The 24,502-nt window shown below is 38.5% G+C and carries 25 protein-coding genes and 2 tRNA genes; 12 read left to right on the forward strand and 15 right to left on the reverse strand.

The features are described 5' to 3' along the window. Both ACM46_RS03290 and ACM46_RS03295 read left to right on the forward strand, forming a co-directional pair. On the forward strand, positions 1 to 1,404 hold the full coding sequence (locus ACM46_RS03290; RefSeq protein WP_048505172.1) for a nucleoside recognition domain-containing protein: 1,404 nt from the start codon (positions 1 to 3) through the stop codon (positions 1,402 to 1,404). Between the two features lie 181 nt (positions 1,405 to 1,585). Beyond that, positions 1,586 to 1,978, forward strand: coding sequence for a hypothetical protein (locus ACM46_RS03295; RefSeq protein ID WP_048505173.1), 393 nt, complete (start codon positions 1,586 to 1,588; stop codon positions 1,976 to 1,978). A gap of 14 nt (positions 1,979 to 1,992) precedes the next feature. On the opposite strand, the gene ACM46_RS03300 is transcribed toward ACM46_RS03295, so the two are convergent. The 4 genes from ACM46_RS03300 to ACM46_RS03315 form a co-directional block, all read right to left on the reverse strand. Next, positions 1,993 to 2,880 carry a ferric siderophore ABC transporter substrate-binding protein gene (locus ACM46_RS03300; protein ID WP_048505174.1) on the reverse strand — a complete coding sequence of 296 codons (888 nt, stop codon included), beginning with the start codon at positions 2,878 to 2,880 and terminating at the stop codon, positions 1,993 to 1,995. Positions 2,881 to 2,912: 32 nt separating this feature from the next. After that, a complete protein-coding gene (locus tag ACM46_RS03305; protein WP_048505175.1) occupies positions 2,913 to 3,311 on the reverse strand; it encodes an ExbD/TolR family protein in 399 nt (132 codons plus the stop codon). 91 nt (positions 3,312 to 3,402) lie between these two features. Next, positions 3,403 to 4,107 (reverse strand): MotA/TolQ/ExbB proton channel family protein, encoded by a 705-nt coding sequence (locus ACM46_RS03310; protein ID WP_048505176.1) that lies wholly within the window; start codon positions 4,105 to 4,107, stop codon positions 3,403 to 3,405. Positions 4,108 to 4,276: 169 nt separating this feature from the next. Beyond that, positions 4,277 to 4,738 (reverse strand): hypothetical protein, encoded by a 462-nt coding sequence (locus tag ACM46_RS03315; RefSeq protein ID WP_048505177.1) that lies wholly within the window; start codon positions 4,736 to 4,738, stop codon positions 4,277 to 4,279. A gap of 168 nt (positions 4,739 to 4,906) precedes the next feature. Here ACM46_RS03315 and ACM46_RS03320 point away from each other — a divergent pair, with 168 nt between their 5' ends. The 3 genes from ACM46_RS03320 (at position 4,907) to ACM46_RS03330 (ending at position 7,843) form a co-directional block, all read left to right on the forward strand. Next, positions 4,907 to 6,703: a DUF885 domain-containing protein gene (locus ACM46_RS03320; RefSeq protein WP_048505178.1), complete on the forward strand. Its 1,797-nt coding sequence runs from the start codon at positions 4,907 to 4,909 to the stop codon at positions 6,701 to 6,703. Between the two features lie 123 nt (positions 6,704 to 6,826). Continuing rightward, a complete protein-coding gene (locus tag ACM46_RS03325) occupies positions 6,827 to 7,390 on the forward strand; it encodes a hypothetical protein (RefSeq protein WP_048505179.1) in 564 nt (187 codons plus the stop codon). Positions 7,391 to 7,396: 6 nt separating this feature from the next. Beyond that, entirely contained in the window at positions 7,397 to 7,843 is a 447-nt protein-coding gene (locus ACM46_RS03330) for a DinB family protein (RefSeq protein WP_173426463.1), read from the forward strand. 46 nt (positions 7,844 to 7,889) lie between these two features. Here the strand turns inward: ACM46_RS03330 and ACM46_RS03335 are convergent, their stop codons facing one another. Then, a complete protein-coding gene (locus tag ACM46_RS03335; RefSeq protein ID WP_048505180.1) occupies positions 7,890 to 8,510 on the reverse strand; it encodes an endonuclease III domain-containing protein in 621 nt (206 codons plus the stop codon). 33 nt (positions 8,511 to 8,543) lie between these two features. Here ACM46_RS03335 and bcp point away from each other — a divergent pair, with 33 nt between their 5' ends. Further along, the gene (gene bcp, locus ACM46_RS03340; RefSeq protein ID WP_048505181.1) at positions 8,544 to 8,993 is read left to right on the forward strand and encodes a thioredoxin-dependent thiol peroxidase; all 450 of its coding nucleotides are present in this window, start codon (positions 8,544 to 8,546) and stop codon (positions 8,991 to 8,993) included. 194 nt (positions 8,994 to 9,187) lie between these two features. Then, positions 9,188 to 11,101 (forward strand): T9SS type A sorting domain-containing protein, encoded by a 1,914-nt coding sequence (locus ACM46_RS03345; protein ID WP_048505182.1) that lies wholly within the window; start codon positions 9,188 to 9,190, stop codon positions 11,099 to 11,101. Between the two features lie 76 nt (positions 11,102 to 11,177). Here the strand turns inward: ACM46_RS03345 and ACM46_RS03350 are convergent, their stop codons facing one another. The 5 genes from ACM46_RS03350 to ACM46_RS03370 are packed head-to-tail and all read right to left on the reverse strand — an operon-like array spanning position 11,178 to position 15,379. Further along, entirely contained in the window at positions 11,178 to 11,714 is a 537-nt protein-coding gene (locus ACM46_RS03350) for a GNAT family N-acetyltransferase (protein WP_048505183.1), read from the reverse strand. After that, positions 11,680 to 12,345, reverse strand: coding sequence for a hypothetical protein (locus ACM46_RS03355; RefSeq protein WP_048505184.1), 666 nt, complete (start codon positions 12,343 to 12,345; stop codon positions 11,680 to 11,682). The genes ACM46_RS03350 and ACM46_RS03355 overlap by 35 nt, the downstream gene beginning before the upstream one ends. A gap of 31 nt (positions 12,346 to 12,376) precedes the next feature. Further along, a complete protein-coding gene (locus tag ACM46_RS03360) occupies positions 12,377 to 13,459 on the reverse strand; it encodes a mannose-1-phosphate guanylyltransferase (RefSeq protein ID WP_241485957.1) in 1,083 nt (360 codons plus the stop codon). Next, complete coding sequence (locus ACM46_RS03365) at positions 13,453 to 14,052, reverse strand: SprT-like domain-containing protein (protein WP_048505185.1); 600 nt, start codon at positions 14,050 to 14,052, stop codon at positions 13,453 to 13,455. The genes ACM46_RS03360 and ACM46_RS03365 overlap by 7 nt, the downstream gene beginning before the upstream one ends. Position 14,053: 1 nt before the next feature. Next, the gene (locus tag ACM46_RS03370; protein WP_048505186.1) at positions 14,054 to 15,379 is read right to left on the reverse strand and encodes a TolC family protein; all 1,326 of its coding nucleotides are present in this window, start codon (positions 15,377 to 15,379) and stop codon (positions 14,054 to 14,056) included. Positions 15,380 to 15,476: 97 nt separating this feature from the next. Here ACM46_RS03370 and ACM46_RS03375 point away from each other — a divergent pair, with 97 nt between their 5' ends. From ACM46_RS03375 to ACM46_RS03390, 4 genes are all read left to right on the forward strand, one after another. After that, positions 15,477 to 16,721 carry a bifunctional folylpolyglutamate synthase/dihydrofolate synthase gene (locus tag ACM46_RS03375; RefSeq protein ID WP_048505187.1) on the forward strand — a complete coding sequence of 415 codons (1,245 nt, stop codon included), beginning with the start codon at positions 15,477 to 15,479 and terminating at the stop codon, positions 16,719 to 16,721. A 41-nt stretch (positions 16,722 to 16,762) separates the two neighbouring features. Then, positions 16,763 to 16,837, forward strand: a tRNA-Val gene (locus tag ACM46_RS03380). A 34-nt stretch (positions 16,838 to 16,871) separates the two neighbouring features. Further along, a tRNA-Val gene (locus ACM46_RS03385) sits at positions 16,872 to 16,946 on the forward strand. A gap of 93 nt (positions 16,947 to 17,039) precedes the next feature. After that, positions 17,040 to 18,161 carry a glycosyltransferase gene (locus ACM46_RS03390; RefSeq protein ID WP_048505188.1) on the forward strand — a complete coding sequence of 374 codons (1,122 nt, stop codon included), beginning with the start codon at positions 17,040 to 17,042 and terminating at the stop codon, positions 18,159 to 18,161. Here ACM46_RS03390 and ACM46_RS03395 read toward each other — a convergent pair. From ACM46_RS03395 to ACM46_RS22920, 4 genes are read right to left on the reverse strand one after another with little or no spacing between them, the layout of a single operon-like run. Continuing rightward, positions 18,151 to 19,122, reverse strand: a complete 972-nt coding sequence (locus ACM46_RS03395) for a glycosyltransferase family 9 protein (protein ID WP_241485958.1) — start codon at positions 19,120 to 19,122, stop codon at positions 18,151 to 18,153. The two genes, ACM46_RS03390 and ACM46_RS03395, sit on opposite strands and share 11 nt — an antisense overlap. Before the next feature lie 2 nt (positions 19,123 to 19,124). Continuing rightward, positions 19,125 to 19,544, reverse strand: coding sequence for a SufE family protein (locus ACM46_RS03400; protein ID WP_048505190.1), 420 nt, complete (start codon positions 19,542 to 19,544; stop codon positions 19,125 to 19,127). 44 nt (positions 19,545 to 19,588) lie between these two features. Then, on the reverse strand, positions 19,589 to 20,686 hold the full coding sequence (locus ACM46_RS03405; RefSeq protein WP_048505588.1) for a glycosyltransferase family 4 protein: 1,098 nt from the start codon (positions 20,684 to 20,686) through the stop codon (positions 19,589 to 19,591). Further along, positions 20,686 to 20,910: a uroporphyrinogen decarboxylase gene (locus tag ACM46_RS22920; protein WP_083997324.1), complete on the reverse strand. Its 225-nt coding sequence runs from the start codon at positions 20,908 to 20,910 to the stop codon at positions 20,686 to 20,688. The genes ACM46_RS03405 and ACM46_RS22920 overlap by 1 nt, the downstream gene beginning before the upstream one ends. 152 nt (positions 20,911 to 21,062) lie before the next feature. On the opposite strand from ACM46_RS22920, the gene ACM46_RS03410 reads away from it, so the two are divergent. Beyond that, positions 21,063 to 23,597 (forward strand): ATP-dependent Clp protease ATP-binding subunit, encoded by a 2,535-nt coding sequence (locus ACM46_RS03410; protein WP_048505589.1) that lies wholly within the window; start codon positions 21,063 to 21,065, stop codon positions 23,595 to 23,597. Positions 23,598 to 23,871: 274 nt separating this feature from the next. Here ACM46_RS03410 and ACM46_RS03415 read toward each other — a convergent pair whose 3' ends face one another. Continuing rightward, positions 23,872 to 24,399 carry a hypothetical protein gene (locus ACM46_RS03415; protein ID WP_048505191.1) on the reverse strand — a complete coding sequence of 176 codons (528 nt, stop codon included), beginning with the start codon at positions 24,397 to 24,399 and terminating at the stop codon, positions 23,872 to 23,874. Between the last annotated feature and the right edge of the window lie 103 nt (positions 24,400 to 24,502).

Below are 24,502 nucleotides of genomic sequence, written 5' to 3' on the forward strand. Positions count from 1 at the left end.
ATGGTCCTCAGCAGAATTTGGTCGGCTTTCATTATCATTGCCATTGGCATCGCCAGTATTAAATATATTTCGTCAGGCCACTACAAAACCATTTTCAATGATATGGTGGTAGGAAAAGGCGGAGATACGGTTCAGATAGCTTCACAGCCGATGAATACGCTCACTCCCATTGTACGGGACAGCCTGATGAAAAAAAATGATTTTGCAGACAGCAGAATTCATTATAAAACAGATTCTCTGAAACAGAACGTCAAGGTTTACAGGGTTCAGGAAGCAGATGGTGTCATCGGAACCTCAGAAACCGCAGTAAAAATCTGTATCGGACTCATTGGAATTATGACGCTGTTCATGGGATTCATGAGTATTGCTGAAAAAGCAGGAGGAATCAATCTTCTGAGCCGTTTTATTCAACCTTTTTTCTCCAAATTATTTCCGGATATCCCTAAAAACCATCCGGCTTTCGGACATATGCTGATGAATTTCAGCGCCAATCTTCTGGGACTGGACAATGCCGCGACTCCATTCGGTTTAAAAGCTATGGAAAGTCTTCAGACGTTAAATCCCAATAAAGATACGGCCAGCAACTCACAGATTATGTTTCTGTGTCTCCATGCAGGCGGAATGACGCTTATTCCGGTCTCCATCATTGCCATCAGAGCATCAATGGGATCTAAGACCCCTACAGATATTTTCCTCCCGTGTATGATTGCCACTTTTGCAGCAACAATGGCAGCCATGATTATTGTTTCTCTGTATCAGAAGATCAACCTGCTTCGTCCGATAGTGATTGCTTATGTAGGAGGAATTTCAGCGGTTATTGCCCTTCTGGTGGTCTATTTGGTTCAATTGAGCAAAGACGAACTGGATACTTTCAGCAAAGTATTGAGCAACGGACTCATACTCTTTATTTTCCTGGCGATAGTTTTGGGAGCCGTTTATAAAAAAATCAATGTTTTTGATGCTTTTATTGAAGGCGCAAAAGAAGGATTCACCACCTGCGTCAAGATTATCCCTTATTTAGTTGGAATGCTGATTGCCATTTCTCTTTTAAGAACTTCAGGCGTTTTTGATGTTATTATCGACGGAATGAAATGGGTGGCAGCAGCGGCCAATTTTGATCCGCGTTTTGTTGACGGACTTCCAACAGCATTAATAAAACCCTTATCCGGCTCAGGAGCCCGCGGAATGATGGTAGACACCATGGCTACGTTTGGAGCAGACAGCTTTCAGGGTAAACTGGCAGCGGTTCTTCAGGGAAGCTCAGATACGACGTTTTACGTTATCGCAGTCTATTTTGGAGCTGTAGCTGTTAAGAATACAAGATACACGGTAATTGCCATGCTTTTGGCGGATTTAGTGGGGGTTATTACTTCAATTGCACTGGCGTATTTGTTTTTTGCTTAAAAGAAGGTGGCTTCGAATGGTGACTTCGAGAACCTCAGTCACCATTCGAGGGGTCTCAACCACCAAAAGGATTATACCGGAAGAATAAGTATAAAATCACTCCTGCATCTTCTGGGTGGCTGAGGCTCCCGAAGCCACCGCTCCCTCAAAAACACAACTATTAACGATAAGTTTTAACATTATGATTACAGATAAAGAATTCACATTACGATTAATACGTCAGCTCACCCAGGCATTGGAAAAGCTGATCCTGGATAAACCTGAAGAAAGTTTAATGCAGAAAGAATTAGATTTTGAATCTTTGATGAAAGATATTTTCAAATTTGATTTTACGACCCTTTCCTCAAAAACAAAAGAAGAAATTATAGAAATCGTCAACGAAAGACAGGAAAGAGACCATAAAGATTATTATGAAATGTTAGGAAACCTGTTCTATTTTAAAGGCAGAGGAGAAAAAAACAGTCAGTTTTTAGATAAAGCAAAAACCTTCTACGAATTGTATCTTCAAACCAGCGGTATTTTTGCATTACCCGTAATTAATAGGATCAATGAAATAAAAAAAGCACTTGAATAAAGTGCTTTTGTATTTTAGAAAGTAATTTTATACGTTCCGGTGGAGGATGTGCTTGCTTTTTCAGCTTTCACATACTTTTTAACCCATGCTATTCCCGTGGAAGAAATACAAGGATCTGATGTTCCTCCTGATCTTCTCGCGGATACTACATTTCCGGCTTTATCTACGGTATAAGCAATGGTAATCGTTCCGCTTGCAGAGCAACTGTTACTGGGTTGGGCTCCTCCTCTTCCCATTGTTCCTGGGATATATCCTACCAGTTTACGGTCAATTCCCACTTTGCTGTCTCCGTTTCCGTCTCCGCCCAAAGGATCTCCCGCATTTCCGATTCCTTCACCAGTTCCCTGGCTTCCGGCTTTTGTTCCTCTTCCTCTGATCAGATTTCCGATGGCAGCAGTTCCTTTTCCGTCACCGTTTCCGGTTTTAGAGTTGGCTGTTGTGGCTCCGGATTTCTTTGTATTTTTTGAAGCACTCGCACTTGTTGCGGTCTTCTTATCTGTTTTTTTAGACTCTTCTTTTTTAGGAACACTTGTTTTGGAATTGTTCCCGGTAATTACCTTTTCTTTAACTTCTGTTTTCTTGGGTTCCGGTGCAGGCTCAGGTTTTATAACCGTTTTCGTTTCCGGTACGGCTGTTTCAACAGGTTCGGGAGTTACTTCTTCAGTTGCGGCGGCAAGACTTCCCGGCTGATCTGCCGGTTCTTCAATCCCTTTTCCATTTCTGTTATCCCCGAAGTTAACAAGCATGGTTGTAACCACTTCATCAGGTTGTTTATCCAGCTCAGGTTTTAATTTATAAAGAAAAACAAAAAGCAGGATCCCAGACCAGATCAGGATAGAAAGTAAGGCACTTTTTATCCGGTCTTTGTTCTGCTCGCTTTTGTTTATTGGGTAACTTCTCATTTTAATAATTCTTTCCGTTTGTTTCGGAGGTCTTATTTATCTTTAACGGTTGCAATGGCAATATTAAATTTATTCTTTTCGGCAATTTCCATCACAAAAACCACATCTTTATGCATCGTATTTTCATCGGCACGAATGGTGAAAGATTTGTTGGTTTGATTTGTCAGTTTATTGACAATCACAGGCTCAAGCTGTTCTCTTGTCACAGGATTATCATCTACAAAATACGTTCCGTCCGGCTTAATGCTTACCGTCAAAGGATTGGGAATATTATCTTCTACCGCTCCCGCTTTTGGCAACTTCACATCAATAGCACTCTGATTGGCGGCTGATGAAGTAATCATAAAGAATATCAGCATCAGCAAGATAACATCGGTCATCGCAGCCAAACTGAATTCGGGATTTGCTTTATTTCTTCTCTGAATTTTCATCTGTTTACTTTTAACTTTTTAATGGTCAGATGGAATTGCTTAGTTTGCTACTATTTAAAAATAAGGTGTTAAGCAATTTCATAAGAAAGATTTATAAAGGTTTATTGATAAGGTCTAAAAATTCTCCGGACATATTCTGTGCTTTCAGGACAAACTTATCTATTCTTGTCAAAAGGATGTTATAGAAAAAGTTAGCCGGAATAGCTACAGCCAGACCTACTGCTGTTTGTCCCAATGCGGTATAAATACCTTCAGAAAGTGTTTTCGGAGAAAACGAGCCTGTTGCATGGGAAAGGTTGAAAAACGCGATAATCATCCCGATAACCGTTCCTAAAAGCCCCAACATCGGTGCAATACTTGGTACCACGGCCAAAAGGTTAAGATTTTTTTCCATATTGGCAACTTCTACCTGCGCCTGAGATTCCATAGCACTTACAATATCAGAAACAGGGCGTCCCAGTCTTGAAATTCCTTTTTCAAGGATTCTTCCTTCCGGGGAATTCTGTCTTTTACAGTAATCTGCTGCCGAGTCTATCTTCCCTTCTTTGATGAAATCTTCAATATTCTCCATGAAATTGGCGTCTGTTTTTGAAGTAAGCCTTTTAATAAAGAAGAAGCGTTCAAAGAACAGATAGAGTGAAAATACACCTAACGCCAGAACGACAAGCATTACTATTTTAGCGAAAGCCCCGCCGTGGAACATGATTTTCCAAAATGAAAATTCTAAATCGTCTGTTGCAACTGCCGGAGCAGTAATCTGTGCAAATAAAATCTGAGTAAGTTCCGTTAACAGCATTAATGTAAATTTTTATAAAATTTTAACGACAAATGTAGTGGAATATTATGAATCACACTCTTAAAAATTGCTTAAAAACAACTTAAAATTTGTTATGATTTAAAGACAGCAAATTTCTTTCCAAAAGAAATTTTGAAAAGAAATTGGATATAAAAAGGATGAAAAGAGGCTAGTCCTCGTCTATATCGATATCATCCTGCTTAAATTCGCATTTTAAACGGAATGGGATCGGCGTATCAGATCCCGTATAGAAATCGTCTATGGTACCTTTCCAGATCACCTGAAGTTCACCTTCTTCATTTTTCTCAAACAGGAGCTCGTTATCATAAATAAAAGCTTCCTCATCATCGAACAAATCCACTTCGGTATAGGTGTCTTCCTCAGAATCGTTAATCATGATGGCTTTTCCTTCGATATCTTTTGATTCTATAGGAAAATCAAAAATTTCAAGCGAAAGCTGTGGAAAGTTGTACTGTAATGAATCATCATCTACATGATCCAAACTGTCATCCGTTATAATTTCAACCTCTAAAAAATGTTGCTGGTTGCTGTAGACTGCTTTACAATAAGTATTTCTAATATTGTATTTTAAGGTCTCCTCCGGATGGTAAATTTTTAAAATCCCTTTCATTATTTCTTAAAAAAGAGCTGTAATAATATGATTGTTAAACGTTTTAGACAAAGATAAAAAATTGATTCAAAGTTGAAAATATTTTGAAACTTATTTTTTTAAATCGTTGTCATTGATTATTCCGTATAAGCCAATAATACTTATTTTTGCTGCATAAAGATTCCGAAAATGAAAAACATTGTATCAAAAGGTATTTTAGGACTGGGACTGATCATCAGCCTGGCATCCTGTAAAAAATCTGATTCTCCGCTCACCAAGGTAACTCCTACCAATATGGATTCTATTGCTGCCAATTATTACGAGCAGTATTTGAAATTATATCCTTTAGAAGCTACTTCTCAGGGAGATCCGAGGTACAATGACCAGCTTCCTATCAATATTGACAAGGATTTTATTTCCGGAGAAATCGCTTTTTACAATTCCGTACAGAAGCAGTTGGAAAGTGTTGATTATAAAGACCTTTCCGATGAAGAAAAAGTGGTGTACGATGTGCTGGATTATACTTTGAAGGATAAAATTGAAGCCTATGCGTATCATCCTGAGTACATTCCTTTTACCCAGTTTGGAGGTCTTCCTCTTAATTTCCCACTTTATGGAAGCGGAGAAGGAAGCCAGCCTTTCAAAACAGAAAAAGACTACAGTGACTGGTTGAAAAGAATGGAAAAATTTCCGGAATGGATGAATGCTGCTACAGAAAATTTCCGTGAAGGAATCAACAATAAGTTTGTTCTTCCTAAAGAGCTGGTAGTTAAAATGATCCCTCAAATGAAAGCGGAGGAAATTACAACTACCGACATGGAGAAGAATATTTTCTACGGACCTATTAAAAAATTCCCAAAAAGCTTTACACAAGCCCAAAAAGATAAATATTCTGCTTTATATGCGAAGGCTATCACCAAAAAAATCATTCCTGCCTATACCAAGATGGGAGCTTTCCTTGAGAAGGAATATCTTCCGAAAGCAAGAGATACGGATGGCTATAACAGCCTTCCAAACGGAAATGAGATTTACAGATATTACGCCAAAAGCTGGACAACCACCAAAAAAACACCTGAAGAAATCAATAAAATCGGACTGCAGCAAGTGGCTATGCTCCGCGCTGAAATGGAAAAGGTAAAACAGCAGCTCGGTTTTTCCGGAACGTTGGAAGAATTCATCAATTTTGTAAAAACAGATCCTAAAGCAATGCCATACAAGACTTCTAAGGAGGTTCTGAATGGATTTAACGGTATTTTAGCGAAGATCACACCTAAGCTGAAAACCATGTTCAGCGTTACGCCAAAAACGAAATTTGAGATCAGACAGACGGAGAAATTCAGAGAGGCAAGTGCCAGTGCAGAATATATCCAGGGAACTCCGGACGGAAAAAGACCGGGAATATTTTACATGCCACTTCCGGATCCTTCTCAATTCAATGTAACTTCCGGAATGGAGTCTCTTTTCCTTCATGAAGCAATTCCGGGGCATCACTATCAGGTTTCTCTGCAACAGGAGAACGCGAAGCTTCCCAAATTCATGAGATTCGGATGGTTCGGAGCTTATGGGGAAGGCTGGGCGCATTATTGTGAAACGCTGGGACCGGAATTCGGTCTTTATACGGATCCTTACCAAAAGATGGGTTATTTAAGCGATCAGATGCTGAGAGCAGTAAGACTCGTGGTAGATACCGGAATTCATACCGGTTCGATGAGCAGAGAAGAAGCCATAAAATATTTCCTGAGCAATATCTCTTATGACGAAGCCAGTGCGACTGCAGAAGTGGAAAGGTATATGGCGATGCCGGGACAGGCTTTAGGCTATAAAATAGGATCTCTGAGAATCCGTGAGCTTAGAGAAAAGTATCAGAAAGAACTTGGAAATAAGTTTAATCTGGCCAGCTTCCACGATGAGATTTTAAGCCAGGGATGCCTTCCTCTTGATGTCCTGAACAGAAAGATGGAGCTTTGGGCGAAGAAGCAGAAATAAACTGTTGAAAACAGATCAATATAACAGATGGGATAATTAACTTTAATGTCCCATCTTTTTTTTAATTTTGAGTATGATCCTGCGAAAAGCTTTACAATTATTTGAATCATAAACTGAAATCTTATGAAAAGAATAATCGTTTTATTGTCAATTTTATCCATTATCAGCTGTCAAAAAAATCAAAAACAAGCTGAAAATTTGGGTAAAATCACAGTGGATAAAAACATTGTTCAGGATAGTATGATAAAGGATCTTTCAAAATATCCCGAACTAAAGTTATTCAACAGTGAAAATATAGAAGGTAAAAAAAGAACTGCAAATATTATTCAGACCGTTACCTTTTATGATCCTGAAAAAAGGTTAATTCATTTTAATGATTATAAAGCCAAAGCCATCTTTAATGCAGATACACTGGAATTATGGCTAAACAATAATAATGGATATTTTGGAAATGGGGTGAAGATTCAGATATTTGACAATCGCTTTAAAATCAATGATATTAATCCAAAAACGTTGAAAAACGAGGTGAAATTCATTAAAACCAAGCCTTTTCTTCAAAAACTTGTACTTAACAAAAGTCGTTTTAAAAGAAGCGACAGCATTTATGGATTTATAAATTATACCTCCCAAATAGATTCTTTGGTTGAAAAAAACTTTAAAGGGTATTTTAAAACTGTAATACACTAATAAACAATGATCATAGAAAGCCTTAAATCTCTCTACAGCAGAGATCTGAACCAATTAAAAACAGAAATAGAGTCTTACCAAAACGAAAATGCGCTCTGGAAAACAGATCAGAATATTTCAAATTCTGCGGGTAATCTTGTTCTTCATCTGGTTGGAAACCTCAACCATTTCATCGGTGCAGAGCTTGGAAAAACCGGATATATCAGAAACCGAGAACTGGAATTTTCACGGAAAGATGTTCCGAGGACAGAGCTTATTGAAAAGGTAGCTGCCACAATTGCTATGGTAGACCATGTTCTTGATCAGCTCAATCCGGAAGATCTTGAAAAGGAATATCCTCTTGTCGTTTTTGAAAATAAGATGACCACCGGATATTTCCTGATTCATCTGATCACGCATCTGGATTACCATCTGGGACAGATTAATTATCACAGAAGACTGCTGGATAGCTGATCTTTTTTAACTATCCCTTCTTTTTGTGATGCTAACGGTTCAAAGACTATTGTTCAAACATCATTTTCGTAATGAAGTCCTTCTCCCCTTTTCCTCTTGCAGGAGAATATTCCCTTCCGTAGAAAATAATCTGCAGATGCAGCTTGTTCCAGACTTCTTCGGGAAATAATTTCTTGGCATCTTTTTCCGTTTCCACCACATTTTTTCCGGAAGTCAGCTTCCATTGGGTCATCAGTCTATGAATATGTGTATCAACAGGAAAAGCAGCAAATCCGAAGCCCTGGCTCATCACTACAGAGGCTGTTTTGTGTCCTACTCCCGGAAGAGCTTCCAATTCCTCATACGTTTGCGGAACAATCCCGTTGTGCCTTTCCAGTAAAAGTTCAGCCATTCTCTTCAAATTTTTAGCTTTTGTATTGGAAAGTCCTATTTCTTTGATGAGTTCTTTGATTTCAAATTCTTCCAGCTTCGCCATTCTTTGGGGAGTTCCTGCTACTGCAAAAAGATCGGGAGTTACCTGATTTACTTTTTTATCTGTGGTCTGCGCAGAAAGGGCAACTGCTACCATTAGTGTATAAGGATCGGTATGATCCAGAGGAACGGGAGTTTGGGGATACAGTTTTTCTAATTCAAGCTGAACGAGCTCAGCTCTTTGCTTTTTTGTCATTTAACCATTAAATTTGAACAAAATTAATTCATTATGCTGAAAGTTGGAGATAAATTACCTGAATTTGAAGGAACAAATCAGGACCGAGAAATAATCACCTCATCAAAACTGATCGGAAAGAAACTGGTTGTTTTCTTTTATCCTCAGGCCAGTACGCCTACCTGTACCGTGGAGGCCTGCAATCTGAGCGACAATTATTCAAAGCTTAAAAAATCAGGGTTTCAGCTGCTTGGGGTAAGCGGAGACAGCGTAAAAAAACAGAAAAATTTCCATAGCAAATTTGCTTTTCCTTACGACCTTATTGCTGATGAAAGCCATGATGTCATTGAAAAGTTCGGGGTTTGGAAGGAGAAAAAGACATTCGGAAAGACCTATATGGGCATTGTAAGAACCACTTTTATTTTCGATGAAAGCGGAATATGCACAAGAGTTATAGAGAAAGTGACTTCCAAAACAGCTGCTGAACAAATTTTAGCAGAATAAGCTTTCCATTTTTAATAAATTATCGAGAAATAGGCCTGCAGTAGACAAAACTACCCTGTTTTCACTAAAATGTAATTCCTTTGCTTTTATCCAATTCACTGGCAATCACATTATTAAATTGTATTTTTTTTAAATAAATATCAAAACATTGAATCATTTGATTTATATTTGATAAAAACATTTATCTAACCCTTATGAAAAAAATACTATTTTCTAGCCTGATTCTTTTTGGGCTTTATGCGCATGCACAAATTAATGTGACAGCAAGCGCAGGAACAGCTACTGCTACCTATACTACCCTGAAAAATGCGTTTGACGCCATTAATACAGGAGTACATCAGGGAGATATTAACCTAAGTGTTACAGCAAACACCACAGAAACAGCAGTCGCTGTTTTGAATGCCAGTACAACCTATACTTCTATTATCATCAAGCCAACTGCTGCTGTTACGATTGGCGGAGCTGTTGCTTCAAACCCCGTTGTACGTATTTTAGGATCTAACGTTACGATTGACGGATCATCCACTGCAGGTGGAACAACCAGGGATCTTACCTTTAGCAACACCTCCACCACAAGTCCATCGGTCTTTTTTATGGGGTCTGCAACCAGCACCGCTCCTCTTACGAATGTAGTTGTTAAAAATGCCGTTTTTATAAATGGAGGTAATGGCACCACCAATTTTGTAATTGCCAACGGTACAACAACTGCCGGTTTTTTTAATAATATAACCGTACAGAATAATGACGTAAGGACTGGGTTCAATGGTATATTTATTTTAGCAGATACCACCGCAGCAGCCAATGGTAATAATTTATTAATTACCGGGAATACTGTGAACACCAATATTGTTCAAAATGGTATTCTTGTTAGTGGTGTAGGTGGAACCTCTACTGTTAGCAATAACATAATTGGCATAACCCGCACAAGCTCAGGAACCTCTGCTTCTCCGGCAGGGTCTCTTGGTATTAATATCGGAGCCGGTACGAATAATGTATCCATATATGGCAATACAATCAGTGCAAAAAACACAAGTGCAACAGCTACCGGAGTCAGCTATGCTACAGGAATTGCTATTTCTTCCGGGGCCGCAAATGTTTCAACAAAAGTGTATAACAATACCATCTCTGAAATCAGCGGAATATTGGGCTATGTCAATAGTAGTGGAATATATTTAGGTGGTGCTACTCCTAATGTGAGCATCTATTCCAACAAAATATCCGGTCTTAAAAATAACAATACCGTAGGAAATCCAATGCAGGGAATTCTTTTAGGTTCTTCATCAACCGCTGCTAATACAGTTGTTTATAATAATGTTATTTCCGATGTTCTGGGTACCGGAGCATCACAGGTGAGTGGAATTTATGCCTTTGCCGGGGCCGGATATAAGGTTTATAATAATACGGTAAACCTTAATACTTCCAATGCCGAAACCGGAACAACGGCCGCTATGTATGTTCATGCGAATATTACCGCAGCAAGCGCTTTGGACATCAGAAATAATATTTTTGCCAATACAAGAACAGCAGGTAACAGATATTCTATTTATTCTGCAGCAGCCAATACAGTCTTTGGAAATATTAATTATAACGATTACTCTACTACCGGAACTGCTTTAGGCTTTATTGGATCAGACAGAACAACATTGACCGACATCCAGACCGGATTTGGAGGCAATGCCAACTCTCTCAATCTCGCTCCTGTTTTTGTAAGTGCAACTGATCTTCATTTGAGTACTTCTTCCAATTCAGGATTAGACAATAAGGGAACACCTCTGCCTGAAGTAACTGTAGATTTTGGAGGCGCCACAAGAGGGGCTGCCCCTGATATGGGTGCATATGAATTTACTTATTCCGCTCTGGCTGTTTCAGATGTAAACAAAGCAAACCCGGACATCACTGTTTATCCTAATCCTTTCATGGATGTGCTGAAAATTTCAGATGTGAAAGGCATTAAGTCTATCCATATTATTGATCCGTCAGGAAGGAATCTAAAAATGCTAACTCCTGCCAAGGAGCTTGATTTGGGAGACCTGAAAGCAGGATTGTACATGATCTCACTAGAATTTGAGAATGGTACAACAAAGGCTCTTAAAGTCATAAAAAAATAACTTTTTCTAAACCATAAAAGAAGCGGCAGCCAAAGGCTGCCGCTTCTTATTTTTATAAGATCATAAAGAAAAAATCCTATTCCGTTTCATAATACATCAGCTCTTCAGTCTCACCTGGGAGCGTTACGTATTTCTGAAACTTCAATCCTAGTTTTTCAATCAGCTTTTGAGAGGAAAAGTTATCTTTTGAGGTGATGGCAGAGATCTTTTTCAGGCCGAAATCATCCATACCAATAGATTTTACCTTTTGTGCCGCCTCATAAGCATATCCTTTCCCTTCGAATTCTTCCAGTAAGGAAAAACCTATGTCTACAATTTCAAGACCTTCTCTTTCAAAGATTCCTACTCCGCCTATCTTTTCGTTTCCATCTTTGGTCACCATCAGATAGTTCCCGTACCCCAGCTTTTCAAACTGCGGCATGAATCTGTTTTGAATATAATTCTCCGCATCAGAAACCGTTTTAAGATGGCGGTCGCCAATGTATTGGATGAATTTGGGTCTGTTGTACAATTCAAAGATAAAATCACCGTCTTCCAATGACATGGGACGGAGGATCAGTCTTTCTGTCTCAAATGTATTATTTTCGTTTGGCTGGTTGTTTTTTGGGATCATTTTTAGGCTCTTCTTTTTTCTGAATTTTTAAAAGTCTTGGATTATTAGCACACTTCTTATTGTAAAGCTCAATATAAGTTCCGTTGTCTTTTATATTAGAAACGGCTCCTGATGATTTGTTTACCGTTAAAGTATAGTGGGTTTTCTGATAAGGACATTCTTTTGAGGTCAGTTTCCCCATATCCATATAATAATGGGCGGAATCCTCATAATAATTGCCGGCAACATCTTTAAATTCCTCGTCCACCATATAGCCGTCAGCAGTCAGAACAATAGCTGCTTCTTCTGCGTTGTCTATTTTTCCTGTGAATTTCTTCAGTCCTTCAAGATCAGTCACATAATCTGCTTTTCCACCCGTAAAATAAACGATATAATAAAAACTGTCTTCGCTGGGAAACAGATTAAAGCCTGAAGACTGAGGAGTATATTCTTTCTTTCCGCCGGAAGTTTTGATTTCCTGGTTCTTCCCGTAGTTATTATAAACCAGTATCCAGGAATCTATTCTGTCATTCGGAACAATCTGCTGTAAAATATTCGGGATATTAGCAAAGTTTTTCTTGTTCTGAGAATACCCCAGAAATCCTAAAAGCATGAACAGAAGAATGCCAGATCGTGTTGCTGTTTTTATCATAATTCAAAAATAAGTAGAAAATCCCCATATTTTACATGAATTTATCTCCTTTTTTGAAACTTTTCAGATCCAGAACATAATCTTTGATTAGCTGATCATTATCTCTGGGACAGATCAGAAGTGCTTTATCCGTATCTACAACGATGAAATCTTCCAGACCGTCTATAATGACTGCTTTATTGTTGTTTTTAAGACGGATGATATTTCCTTTGGAATTATAGTTCAGGAAATGTTTCAGTTTTACAGCATTTCCGTTCTTATCCTTTTCTGTGTTTTCATATACGGAAGTCCATGTACCCAGGTCGCTCCACCCTAAATTTGATGGAATCACATATACATTTTTTGCTTTTTCAAGAATTCCGTTATCGATGGAAATCTTCTGAACTTTAGGATAGATGGTTTCAATGCAGCTGTTCTCTTTTGCTGAGTTATATTCACAAGCCATAAAATGCTGCATCATTTCCGGAAGATACATTTCAAATGCGTGGTGAATACTTTTTACATTCCAGATAAATATTCCTGCATTCCACAGGAAGTCCCCGCTTTCTAAAAAGCTCTGCGCAATTTCAAGAATAGGCTTCTCCGTAAAGGTTTTTACTTTAAAATAATCGGTATTTTTCTTTTCTACAAACTGAATGTATCCATACCCGGTATCAGGCCTGGTAGGCGTAATTCCTAAGGTTACGAGATAATCATTCTTGGCAGCAAGGTCAAAAGCAAGTTCTACTTTTTCCAGGAAAACATCCTCTTTTAAGATCAGGTGATCCGCCGGAAGTACAATCATGGTTGCCTCCGGATTAATTTCAGCAATTTTATTCGCCATGTACAGATTACAGGCGGCAGTATTTTTCATCAAAGGTTCGCCCACAATATTTTCCTCCGGAATTTCCGGAAGCTGCTGGTGTGAAAGCGCAACATATTCTTTATTCGTGATAACGAATATCTGTTCTTTAGGAATGATACGGCTGATTCTGTCATAAGTCTGCTGAATCATAGTACGCCCGATTCCTAAAATATCCTGAAACTGCTTTGGAAATTTTTGTGTACTCATAGGCCAGAACCGACTTCCGATTCCTCCCGCCATGATAACACAGTATCTATCTGATTTTAACATTCTTGCCTACATTTTTCAACCCTAGCCAGAGGCTTGAAAGAATACTTCCTTCCTGTAGCCAGATTCTTACAAAGATAGTTTTTTTTAATCAGACCTTCTAATAAATACTTTTCGTTCCGGTATATAAAAAATTCTCCTTTTTGAAGCTCTTCAATAAAATGCAGCCTATCATCCTGTTTTTCAGTATGAAAATATCTTACCAGATCGGGGCTTGCCATAAAATTGGCTTTTGGAGATTTTGAAAATCTAATGATGATGGGCTTCAGATCTTCATCGTAGACATCAATACTTTCAAGAAGCATATTTCTGAAGGTCTCCTTCCACTCGTTACCGTGCGGAGATATCCTGCGCCCGTATTTTTCAAAGGCAATCAAATGAGCCAGCTCATGGGTAAGCACAAAGAAAAACAGCGGCGGCGTCAATGTAGAATTGACTGTTATTTCATGAGAATTATCCGGAAGTTTTCTGTAATCTCCGAGTTTCGAGTTTCGGCTGCGTGTCACTTTAATATGAATAAAATAATCTGCAAACCAAACCCTTAGGTATTTCAGTGTATTTTGAGGTAAATATTTTTCTAGTGACTGGATAGACATTTTACAAAGTTAATGGAATTCCCGAATAGAAATTCAGCAATTTAAGACTGAAAAGATAATTATATCTTGCCTGAGCCACAGATCCCTGTGCATTCGCATAATTATTTCTGGCCACATTCACGTCGTAAATTGTAGATCTTCCCGCTGCATAGCTTTTATCGGCAAAATCCAAAGCCAGTTTTGTACTTTTTTCGGTTTCCACTGCCGAAAGGAAAGTTTCATAGTTGGCATCTGCATCAAACTGAGCTTTCTGCACATTCTGTCTTACCGTATTTTTTTGCTGTTCCAGTGTATTTTTCGCGACACTCTGGTTGATTTTAGACTGCTCTACCTGAAGTTTCGTAATTCCTTTGTTGAAAATGGGAACATTCAGTGAAAGTCCTACATTCTGCCCGAAGTTATCTTTATACTGCTGGAAAAAACTTGGCTGACTGGAATTTAAACCATTGTTATTCAAAAGGTTATTATAGAACGAAGAAATTCCCGCATTAGCTGTCAGGGTTGGCCAAAAAGCTGTTCTGGCTACCTCCGTCTGAACTTCCGAAGCCCTGATTCTGCTTTCTGCAGCTTTTATCTGAGGCTGTGTTTCGTAAGCGGTGGCAAGAACATCATCTATCGATTTAAGTTGGGAAGGCAATGCATCCGGAACATTCACATCTTCCACATCAAATCCTTTATAATCAGGAAGCTGCAAAAGCTGAACAATGGCAAACAAAGCTCTTCCAACATTGATTTCAGCTGTCTTCAGGTTTTGTTTTTCTCTTGCAAGCGCAGCTTCGGCCTCGGCCAGAATAGTCTGTGCAGTTGTTCCAACCTGAGTGGTTATTTTTGCCCTGTCATATTGTTTCTGAGCGTTTTCCACAGCACTCTGAGAGATTTTTACGATTTCTTTATTCAGAAGAACGGTAAGATATTGCTGAGCGATTTGCAGAGAAATATCATTTTTAATGGTTTCGATATCATACTGGCTGGCTTCTACATCAAACTGTATTTTTCTGATGTTTTTCTCCAGTCTGCCATTGTTGTACACCAGGATATCTGCACCAAGACCGGCATTATTGCTGTATCTGTCATTTCGGATACTCCCTGTTCCCAGCGATGCCTGCCCGAAACTCACATTATTTCCCATGTTTGCAGATACGGAAGGCAGATATTCTTTTCTCGCCATTTTAAGATTAGAATCCTGGATCTGTTTAGAATATTGATTTTGGATAATCTGAAGATTATGCTCTACCGCATAGTCTACACATTCTTTTAAGGACCATTTTTTCTGAGCACTCATGCCAAGACAGCTTAATCCAAAAACGATAATCCAAAGTTTTTTCATATTAATAATTTTCAATATTAGACGAGCCAAATATAAAAAAGTTACAGTTTTGAAAATTAATATTTTATTTTAAAAAAACTTTTGAGAATTTTGTATCATGACAAACGGACAATATCAGGAAGCTGTGGACTGGCTTTTCGTACAGGCTCCTAACTATCAGATCGACGGTGTGAAGGCCTACAAGCCTGGATTGGATAATATTACAAAGTTGTGCAACTTCTTTGGAAACCCGCAGGAAAAGATACAGTGCATCCATATCGGAGGCACCAACGGAAAGGGATCTTCGAGCAATATGCTGGCTTCAGTTCTGCAGGAAGCAGGTTATAAAGTAGGTTTATACAACTCTCCTCACCTGATAGATTTTACGGAACGTATTAAAGTAAATGGGAAAAACTGCGATAAAGAATTTGTTTTCAATTTTATTCAAAAGCTGAAAACTCTTCCTGAGGATATTCTTCCTTCTTTTTTTGAGTTTACTACCATTATGGCTTTTGAATATTTTTATCAGCAAGGAGTAGATTTTGCCATTATTGAAGTGGGTCTCGGCGGAAGACTGGATTCTACCAATATCATCACACCTCTGGTTTCAGCCATTACCAATGTAAAACTGGATCACCAGAATATTTTAGGAGATACCATTGAACAGATTGCTACAGAAAAAGCAGGCATCATCAAGCATGGTATTCCGATTGTTTCAGGAGACGAAAACGATTCGGTAAAAGATATTATCAGAAAGAAGGCAACCCATGAAAATGCTCCTTTTACAGATGCTACCACAATCCATTCGGATCTGGATTCTGATCTTAAAGGTAATTATCAAAAGAAAAACATCCGTGTTGTTCTCGCTATGATTGAAGAATTAAAGAAACTCAACATTCAGGTTTCGGACGAACATATTGAGCAGGGATTACTTCATGTCCACCAGAACACAGGATTTATAGGCCGCTGGTTCGAATTCTCGAAAAATCCGCTGACCATCTGTGATACCGGACACAACCAGGCCGGACTGGAGTATGTATTTTCTCAGCTAAATACCATTGACCGCCGCAAACATATTATTCTGGGCTTTGTGAATGACAAAAAAATAGATGAAGTAATGAATATTCTTCCGGAAAATTCAGAATTTTATTTTGCAAAACCATCCATCAGCAGAGGAAGACACCCGGAAGATTATGAAAATCTGCTGGTGCAGGCAAAAATTTCTTACAAAATTTTAGATTCTGTACAGGCCGCGTATCTTTCTGCTAAAGAGCGGTGTACAACCGAAGAAATGATTTTTATAGGCGGAAGTAACTTTGTAGTGGGAGAATTTTTAGAAAAAAATTTGGAGATTTCCGAATAAGTCGTATATTTGCACCACTCTAAACGAGGAAACAAGTATAGGGGCTCTTAGCTCAGTTGGTTCAGAGCATCTGGTTTACACCCAGAGGGTCGGGGGTTCGAATCCCTCAGGGCCCACACAAAGGATACTGAAGCCTTTCAAAAAATTTCAGGGCTCTTAGCTCAGTTGGTTCAGAGCATCTGGTTTACACCCAGAGGGTCGGGGGTTCGAATCCCTCAGGGCCCACAAAATCTCTCAGGAAACTGGGAGATTTTTTTTGTTTAAACATCCGGAGAATTCTTTACCTTTGGGAGTTCAAAGCCTTAAATACCCCGTTTTTTGAAGGAAATTCACCTTATATCATTCAATTATCCCTACCCTCCCAGCTATGGTGGAATTATAGATGTTTACTATAAAATCAAAGCTTTGTCGGATCTGGGCATAAAGATTCATCTTCATTGTTTTGTAGACACGGTTCCCGAGACCGTTGATCAGGAGATCAAAGACAGTACAGAAAATGTTTTTTTCTATAAAAAAAAGAAAAACCCGCTTCACTATTTCTCCAAAATTCCTTTTGCGGCAGCTATAAGAACATCTGATGTACTTTTGGACAATCTGGCGGCCATTCATGCTCCTATTTTGTTTGAAGGACTACAGACCACTTCTATCATCTGCAAACTGAAAAACAAAGGCTACAGTCTGTATCTTCGCTACCATAATAATGAAGCCGAGTACTACAAAGGGCTTTCCTCTTCAGAAAAAAACCTGTTTAAAAAGATTATTTACAGGATAGAAGCATTCAAATATGCGGACTATCAAAAGAAACTCTTAAGAGAATTTGAAAAGGTTTTCTGCCTTTCCGGAAAGGAATTTAATGAAGTAGATTCTTATTCAAAAAATGCAGGCTTTATCCCTATTTTTCACGGCAACAGGTCTGTAAAGCATCTTGGTAAGAAAGGTGACTATTTTCTTTTTCATGGGGACCTCACCATTTCGGACAACAAAAAGGCTTTGGATGAAACTATCAGCATGTTTAAAAATCTTCCTGAGCATCAACTTGTAATCGCTTCTGACCGGGCCAGTGATGATGCAAGGAAAAAAATCAGCAGTATAGAAAACATCAGTCTTGTTCCTATTGAAACGACTGAAAATCTTCACTCTCTTTTTGAAAAAGCACACGCCAATATCCTACTCTCCTATCAGAATTCAGGAACAAAGGTGAAACTATTTAACGCACTGTATAACAGCCGGTTTGTGATTGTAAATCAGAATATAACCGATGATGATTCTTTGATCAGTTTATGTCATCAAGGGACTAATCCGGATGAAATTCGCAGGCAGATCATAGAAATAGCCGGCAAGGATTATCTTGAAAATGAATTCAGAAGTGAAGTTCTGGGAAAAAAATATTCTGATGATGCCAAAGCTGAAGAAATGGCAAAAGTGATTTTTAAAGATTGACCGCTTCCACGATTTTCTGTACATTAAGCTCTTCAAGACACGCCCAGTCTCCACGATAACATTCTTTATCACCGAAAACAGAACACGGCCTGCAGGTAAGATCTTTCACCTGAACCACATCTTTTTCGCTCTGCCCAAAACCTAAAAATCCGGCGTACGGATGGGTTGCTCCCCAAATGGAAATACATCGGGTTCCCATAAGGCTTGCAAGATGCATATTAGCTGAATCCATGGAAATCATCAGTTCCAGTTCCGAGATTTTATGAAGTTCCTCTGAAAGGTTTAATTTTCCGGAAAGACTTTTTGTATTGGGAATTTCACGTTCCCATTTTTCAAGGGTTTCCGTTTCTTTTTTCCCGCCTCCGAAGAAGTAAATGGTATGTTTTTGAGCCAAAATCCTGGCCAGTTCGTAAGATTTTTCCAAAGGAAGCATTTTTCCTTTATGCTGGGCAAAAGGAGCCAGACCGATTCCTGATTTTACCCCTGATATTGGCCTTAACTTATGAGACAGCTCCACTTTAAAGCCCATCGCACGGAAAACATCTGCATAGCGCTCTACAGTCTTTTTAAGCTGAACTTTATTCAGGTTCCAGACGTCTGTGAGCTCTTCTTTTTCTTCTTTTCCTTTATTGATTTTGAATACTTTAAGCCCTTTTCTGGAGTAGATTTTATCCAGAATCTTAGTTCTGATCACATCATGAAGATTGGCTATAAAATCAGGATTAAATTCCCAGTTTAATTCATTGGCTAATCTCCTCAGACCAAAGAATCCCTTATAATCATCAAGGTTAACACCTTTGAATATAACATTCGGAATATCAGCAAATAAGCTCTCAAAATTCTTTCTGGAAACCATGACAATTTCAACATCCGGATTCTGCTCCAGAAATTCCCTGAAGACAGGTGCTGTCATGGCGACATCACCGAAAGCTGAAAAACGATATGCTAGAATTCGTGTCACGACTAGGATTTTAGCTGATAGGCAACTGCGTAAAACTTGATTTGTTTGGTCATGGCCATTAAACCGTTGGCTCTGGAAGGAGAAAGAAACTCCTGAAGCCCGATTTCTGCGATAAATTCAAAATCTGAATCTAAGATCTCCTGTGTAGAATGACCGCTGTAAATGCTTACCAAAAGAGATACGATCCCTTTGGGAAGAATCCCGTCTGAGTCAGCATTGAAAAACAGTTTACCGTCTTTGAATTCAGCATCGATCCACACCTTGCTCTGACAGCCTTTAATAAGATTATCCTCTGTCTTTCTGTCCTCAGGCAGACCTTTCAGTTCTTTTCCAAGATCAATAATGTACTCGTATTTCTGCTCCCAGTCATCAAGAAACGCAAATTCTTCAATTATTTCCTGCTGTTTTTCTTTAATGGTCATTTTTTAACAATTATCTTTTGCAAAGATAGCCATTTTTATAAAGATTATTTGTGAGATGCTTTTTCAAAGAGCTGCAAAATTTTCATTTCCTCATTTTCCCAGCAGAATACATCGGCAGCTTTATCCAGTTCATTTCCATAGTCTTTCCTTCCTCTTTTCAAGACTCTGTTAATGGCTTTTTGGATGGTATCCGGTTGATGATCCGTAATAATTTCACCTATATCAAACTGGTTCTTAATCCGTTGCATTTCAGGGAAATTAATCATCACCAGCGGCACTCTGGACTGGATATAGTCACAGACTTTATTGGGAAGAGAATACAAATAGCTTACCCCGTTATTTTCTTCGAGGCTAAAGCCCACATCTGCGGTTTTGGTTACTTCCCTGAGGTTTTCCGGCTTCAGTTTTCCCAGAAAAAACACTTTATCCTGAAGTTTTTCCTGAACAACAAGGTTTTCATATGTTTTTTTCAAAGGTCCGTCTCCTGCAATCTTTAAAACAGCATCCTGAATGAAATGCATAGCTAAAATTGCCCTGTCTATTCCCCGCGATTGGTTTACCGCTCCCTGATACAGTATAATTTTAGGATGATTGTCCGGAATTTCCGGTACAGAAAGAATTTTTCGCGGGATATTCCTTACTACTACAGAATTGACTTTGTATTTTTCATGAAACCATTCTGCATAGCTTTGGCTTTCCGTCATCATAAATTCTATTTTGGGAAGAATATTCCCTTCCAGCAGTCGCCAGAATTTTTGAGAGAATCTGTTTTGTACCGACGGCATTTCCGTAAAAATCTCATGACTGTCGAAAACCAGCGGAATATTCAACTTTTTTGCAATCAGGTAGTTGGGAAGAAGTGCGTCAATATCATTGGCATGAAGAATTGTATTTTGATCTGCTTTTTTCTTCAGAAGCTTATACAGTTTCCAGTTGAATTCAAAATAAGCCGTTTTTAAACTTTTAGACTTCAGTTCTATTCTGGAAAAAGGATATGGGCGTTCCATTTCTTCATTGCCGCCCCAGTCGTTTCCTATAACTTCTACAGGGTACCCGTTGTCAAAAAGCGTTTTACAGACCTTTTCTATTCTCTGATCCGTATAGAGGTTGCTAAAAGCAGAAGTAAGTATTTTTTTCTTCATTAATCCTTCTTTCCAAATAATAAATGATAAATCTGAATAAAGCAAATCAGCCCGTTTGGAATAATAACCGGCCATAATGGTCCACTAAAGAAGCCATAAATGACAAAACACATACAGCCTATCATATTAACGATTCTGATTTTTCTTACATCTTTCAGTATGAAACTCAATACGATAAAAACGGAGGCAGAGTATCCTATGTAAGTAGTAATTTCAGGATTCATGAGAAATATTTAAGGGTAACAAACTTAATCATTTTCAATAAGATAATAAAATTTTTTACTGCCATAAAGTCATTAATTGATTTTTGGTAAAATATTTGTAATTTAGATAATGAATAAATGGCACTGTTGCTATTATTCTAATGAGATATATTATGGATTATAAGTTTTCACAAGGTTTGAGCCAGGTGTTCAAACAAAGCAAAAGCGAAGCTAAAAGGCTGAAAAGTGAATTTCTTAATACAGAACATCTACTTTTAGGTATTATAAAAACGGAAAACTCTGCAAAAGAAATCCTTCAAAACCTTAATGCGGATTTAACACAAATCAGAAGAAAAATTGAAACTTTAAATACAGCAAGTCTTAATCCTATTTCTGAAGAGGTTACCAATATTTCTTTCACCAAAATGGCAGATCATGCCATTAAACGTGCAGAGCTGGAATGCAGACAGTATAAGAGCAATGAAATTAATACCGTTCATCTGCTTTTAGGCATTCTTTATAAATATGAGGACCCTACTTCAAACATTTTAGGCGCTTATGACATCGATTATGAAGGAGTTTCAAAGGAGTACCAGACCATGCTTAAAAATTCAGGGCAGTCACCACAAATGAGTGCTTATGACGATGATGATGAAAGAGAGGAATTTGAGCAGATGAGAAAGCCTACAGGAAATTTAGGATCTGCAAAAAGTAAAACCCCTACCCTGGACAACTTTGGTAGAGATCTTACCTCGTTGGCAAGAGATGGAAAACTGGACCCGGTGATTGGCCGTGAGAAAGAAATTGAGCGTGTTTCTCAGATCTTATCACGAAGAAAGAAAAACAACCCCCTTCTTATTGGTGAACCGGGAGTTGGTAAATCTGCCATTGCAGAAGGACTGGCTTTAAGAATTCAGCAGAAGAAAGTATCGAGAGTTCTTTACGGAAAACGCGTTATTACCTTAGATCTGGCAAGTTTAGTAGCCGGAACCAAGTACAGAGGTCAGTTTGAAGAGAGAATGAAGGCCATCATGACAGAGCTTGAAAAGAACAGAGATGTCATCTTATTCATAGATGAGCTTCATACCATTGTAGGAGCAGGAAGTTCTACGGGAAGTCTTGATGCCTCCAATATGTTCAAACCAGCTTTGGCAAGAGGCGAAATTCAATGCATCGGAGCCACTACACTGGATGAATACCGTCAGTATATAGAAAAAGACGGTGCTTTGGAAAGAAGGTTCCAGAAAGTAATGGTAGAACCTACCAGTATTGATGAAACCATTCAGATCCTGAACCAGATTAAAGACAAATACGAAGAACATCACAATGTTGTATATACTCCGGAAGCGATTCTGGCTTGTGTCAATTTGACATCAAGATATATTACAGACCGTTTCTTACCGGACAAAGCAATTGATGCGATGGACGAAGCAGGATCGCGCGTTTATATTAAAAATATGAAAGTTCCTACTGAGATCATTGATTTTGAAAAGAAAATCGAGGATATCAAAGAAATGAAGCAGAAAGCTGTAAAAGCTCAGGATTATCTTGAGGCCAGAAAGCTTAAAGATGAAGAGGAACGTCTTCAGATGGAACTGAATGCCGCTCAGGATAAATGGGACAAAGATGTAAAAGAGAAAAAAGAAACCGTAACGGAAGAAAATGTAGCGGAAGTGGTTTCTATGATGAGTGGGGTTCCGGTAACGAAAGTAGGCAAAAATGAGCTTGATAAACTGGCTCAGATGGATGAAAAACTGAACGGAAAAGTAATCGGACAGGAAGACGCTGTGAAGAAAGTGGTAAAAGCCATTCAAAGAAACAGAGCAGGTCTGAAAGATCCGAACCGCCCTATCGGTACCTTTATTTTCCTCGGGACTACCGGGGTTGGTAAAACCGAACTTGCCAAAGTAATGGCCAGAGAGCTCTTCGAATCTGACGAATCTCTGATCCGAATAGATATGAGTGAGTACATGGAGAAATTCGCGGTTTCAAGGTTGGTGGGTGCTCCTCCGGGATACGTAGGATACGAAGAAGGCGGACAGTTAACTGAAGCGGTAAGAAGAAAGCCTTATGCTGTGGTTCTTTTGGATGAGATCGAAAAAGCTCACCCGGATGTATTCAATATTCTGTTGCAGATCCTTGATGAAGGACATGTTACAGACAGCTTAGGAAGAAAAATTGATTTTAGAAATACCATCATTATTCTTACTTCGAACATCGGAACAAGAGATCTTAAAGATTTCGGAGATGGTGTAGGATTCGGAACTTCAGCGAAAAAAACAACTTCAGATACAAGAGCAAGAAGTACCATTGAAAACGCGCTTAAAAAAGCATTTGCTCCTGAATTCCTGAACAGAATTGATGATATCGTAATCTTCAACTCTCTGGTACAGGACGATATCAAGAAAATTATTGATATTGAACTTAACAAACTTTATGGCAGACTTGAAAAATTAGGTTATAAAGTAGAGTTAACCGAAGATGCGAAAAACTTTATTTCTGAAAAAGGATGGGATAAAGATTTCGGGGCAAGACCGTTGAAACGGGCTATCCAGAAATACATTGAGGATTTATTGGCAGAAATGCTGGTAAACAAGCAATTGAATGAAGGAGAAACTGTAGTTCTTGATCTTAATGAAGCTAAAGACGGATTAACGGGGAAAACCTCAAAACCGAAAAAGACGACTGAAAAGTCTTCTCAACAGTAAACCAATTTTAGCACTATAATTAAAGCCCCGGAAATTCCGGGGCTTTTTGTTTCTATAATGTTTAGCTAAAGCCTGTTTCTATCTCTATTTTTATATTTAACCACAGATTTGCACAGATGAACACAGATGATTATGGTTAATAAGCCTAATTTCCTGTAGGAATTTTAGTGCAAAATTCTTGAGATAAATATTCGTATAAATAAAATGCAAACATCTGTGCCCATCTGTGCAAATCCGTGGTTAGAAAAACTCAGCAATCCGTAGAAATAAAAAATTAAAGTCCTACCACAAAGCCTATATTCGGCACAAGACCGCTTGAAAAGATGCTTGAGTTTTCTCTCCAAAGCACATTATACATTACACCCAGCTGCATAAAAGAGTTCCCTCCTATCCTTTGCATATAGCCGCCCCCAAGATACAAGGCCGTTTCCTGTTCGTTTACTTTATAGTCGTAATATTTATCTTTATAATTGATGAAATACTGCTGAAGATTCGCTCCTACATAAAAGGATCTTGCGAAATAGTAATTGGCAAAAGGCCCAACCCCAAACATCGTAGATTTATAAAAATCTGAAGTCTGCCAGGAAACACTTCCTACAACTCCCGCCTCAAGATCATCCGTAAGCCCGTATCCTACTCTTGGTGAAGCCTGCAGATAAAAAGCACTGTTGCTTCCGAATCCCAGTCCAATTCCCCCACCGAAAGTCCATCTGTTATTATTCTGTGACTCCGTACCTATTGCAACCTGAGAGAATACTGATCCTGACATTATTACAAATAAAGGAATAATAAGCTTTTTCATATTAATATTGTTTTTGTCGATGCTTAAAATTATGACTTTTTTACGAATTTTTTTAGTTGTATTTTTGCCGGGTCAAACTAAGAACTCCCGTTAAGAGTTTCGT

Origin of the sequence: Chryseobacterium angstadtii (assembly GCF_001045465.1) — a bacterium.
Lineage (GTDB): Bacteria > Bacteroidota > Bacteroidia > Flavobacteriales > Weeksellaceae > Chryseobacterium > Chryseobacterium angstadtii.

Excerpts from the sequence above, each read along its gene's own strand:
- ACM46_RS03290 (WP_048505172.1), top strand. The coding sequence starts at position 1 with ATGGTCCTCAGCAGAATTTGGTCGGCTTTCATTATCATTGCCATTGGC.
- ACM46_RS03295 (WP_048505173.1), top strand. The coding sequence starts at position 1,586 with ATGATTACAGATAAAGAATTCACATTACGATTAATACGTCAGCTCACC.
- ACM46_RS03300 (WP_048505174.1), bottom strand. The coding sequence starts at position 2,880 with ATGAGAAGTTACCCAATAAACAAAAGCGAGCAGAACAAAGACCGGATA.
- ACM46_RS03305 (WP_048505175.1), bottom strand. The coding sequence starts at position 3,311 with ATGAAAATTCAGAGAAGAAATAAAGCAAATCCCGAATTCAGTTTGGCT.
- ACM46_RS03310 (WP_048505176.1), bottom strand. The coding sequence starts at position 4,107 with ATGCTGTTAACGGAACTTACTCAGATTTTATTTGCACAGATTACTGCT.
- ACM46_RS03315 (WP_048505177.1), bottom strand. The coding sequence starts at position 4,738 with ATGAAAGGGATTTTAAAAATTTACCATCCGGAGGAGACCTTAAAATAC.
- ACM46_RS03320 (WP_048505178.1), top strand. The coding sequence starts at position 4,907 with ATGAAAAACATTGTATCAAAAGGTATTTTAGGACTGGGACTGATCATC.
- ACM46_RS03325 (WP_048505179.1), top strand. The coding sequence starts at position 6,827 with ATGAAAAGAATAATCGTTTTATTGTCAATTTTATCCATTATCAGCTGT.
- ACM46_RS03330 (WP_173426463.1), top strand. The coding sequence starts at position 7,397 with ATGATCATAGAAAGCCTTAAATCTCTCTACAGCAGAGATCTGAACCAA.
- ACM46_RS03335 (WP_048505180.1), bottom strand. The coding sequence starts at position 8,510 with ATGACAAAAAAGCAAAGAGCTGAGCTCGTTCAGCTTGAATTAGAAAAA.
- bcp (WP_048505181.1), top strand. The coding sequence starts at position 8,544 with ATGCTGAAAGTTGGAGATAAATTACCTGAATTTGAAGGAACAAATCAG.
- ACM46_RS03345 (WP_048505182.1), top strand. The coding sequence starts at position 9,188 with ATGAAAAAAATACTATTTTCTAGCCTGATTCTTTTTGGGCTTTATGCG.
- ACM46_RS03350 (WP_048505183.1), bottom strand. The coding sequence starts at position 11,714 with ATGATCCCAAAAAACAACCAGCCAAACGAAAATAATACATTTGAGACA.
- ACM46_RS03355 (WP_048505184.1), bottom strand. The coding sequence starts at position 12,345 with ATGATAAAAACAGCAACACGATCTGGCATTCTTCTGTTCATGCTTTTA.
- ACM46_RS03360 (WP_241485957.1), bottom strand. The coding sequence starts at position 13,459 with ATGTTAAAATCAGATAGATACTGTGTTATCATGGCGGGAGGAATCGGA.
- ACM46_RS03365 (WP_048505185.1), bottom strand. The coding sequence starts at position 14,052 with ATGTCTATCCAGTCACTAGAAAAATATTTACCTCAAAATACACTGAAA.
- ACM46_RS03370 (WP_048505186.1), bottom strand. The coding sequence starts at position 15,379 with ATGAAAAAACTTTGGATTATCGTTTTTGGATTAAGCTGTCTTGGCATG.
- ACM46_RS03375 (WP_048505187.1), top strand. The coding sequence starts at position 15,477 with ATGACAAACGGACAATATCAGGAAGCTGTGGACTGGCTTTTCGTACAG.
- ACM46_RS03400 (WP_048505190.1), bottom strand. The coding sequence starts at position 19,544 with ATGACCATTAAAGAAAAACAGCAGGAAATAATTGAAGAATTTGCGTTT.
- ACM46_RS03405 (WP_048505588.1), bottom strand. The coding sequence starts at position 20,686 with ATGAAGAAAAAAATACTTACTTCTGCTTTTAGCAACCTCTATACGGAT.
- ACM46_RS22920 (WP_083997324.1), bottom strand. The coding sequence starts at position 20,910 with ATGAATCCTGAAATTACTACTTACATAGGATACTCTGCCTCCGTTTTT.
- ACM46_RS03410 (WP_048505589.1), top strand. The coding sequence starts at position 21,063 with ATGGATTATAAGTTTTCACAAGGTTTGAGCCAGGTGTTCAAACAAAGC.
- ACM46_RS03415 (WP_048505191.1), bottom strand. The coding sequence starts at position 24,399 with ATGAAAAAGCTTATTATTCCTTTATTTGTAATAATGTCAGGATCAGTA.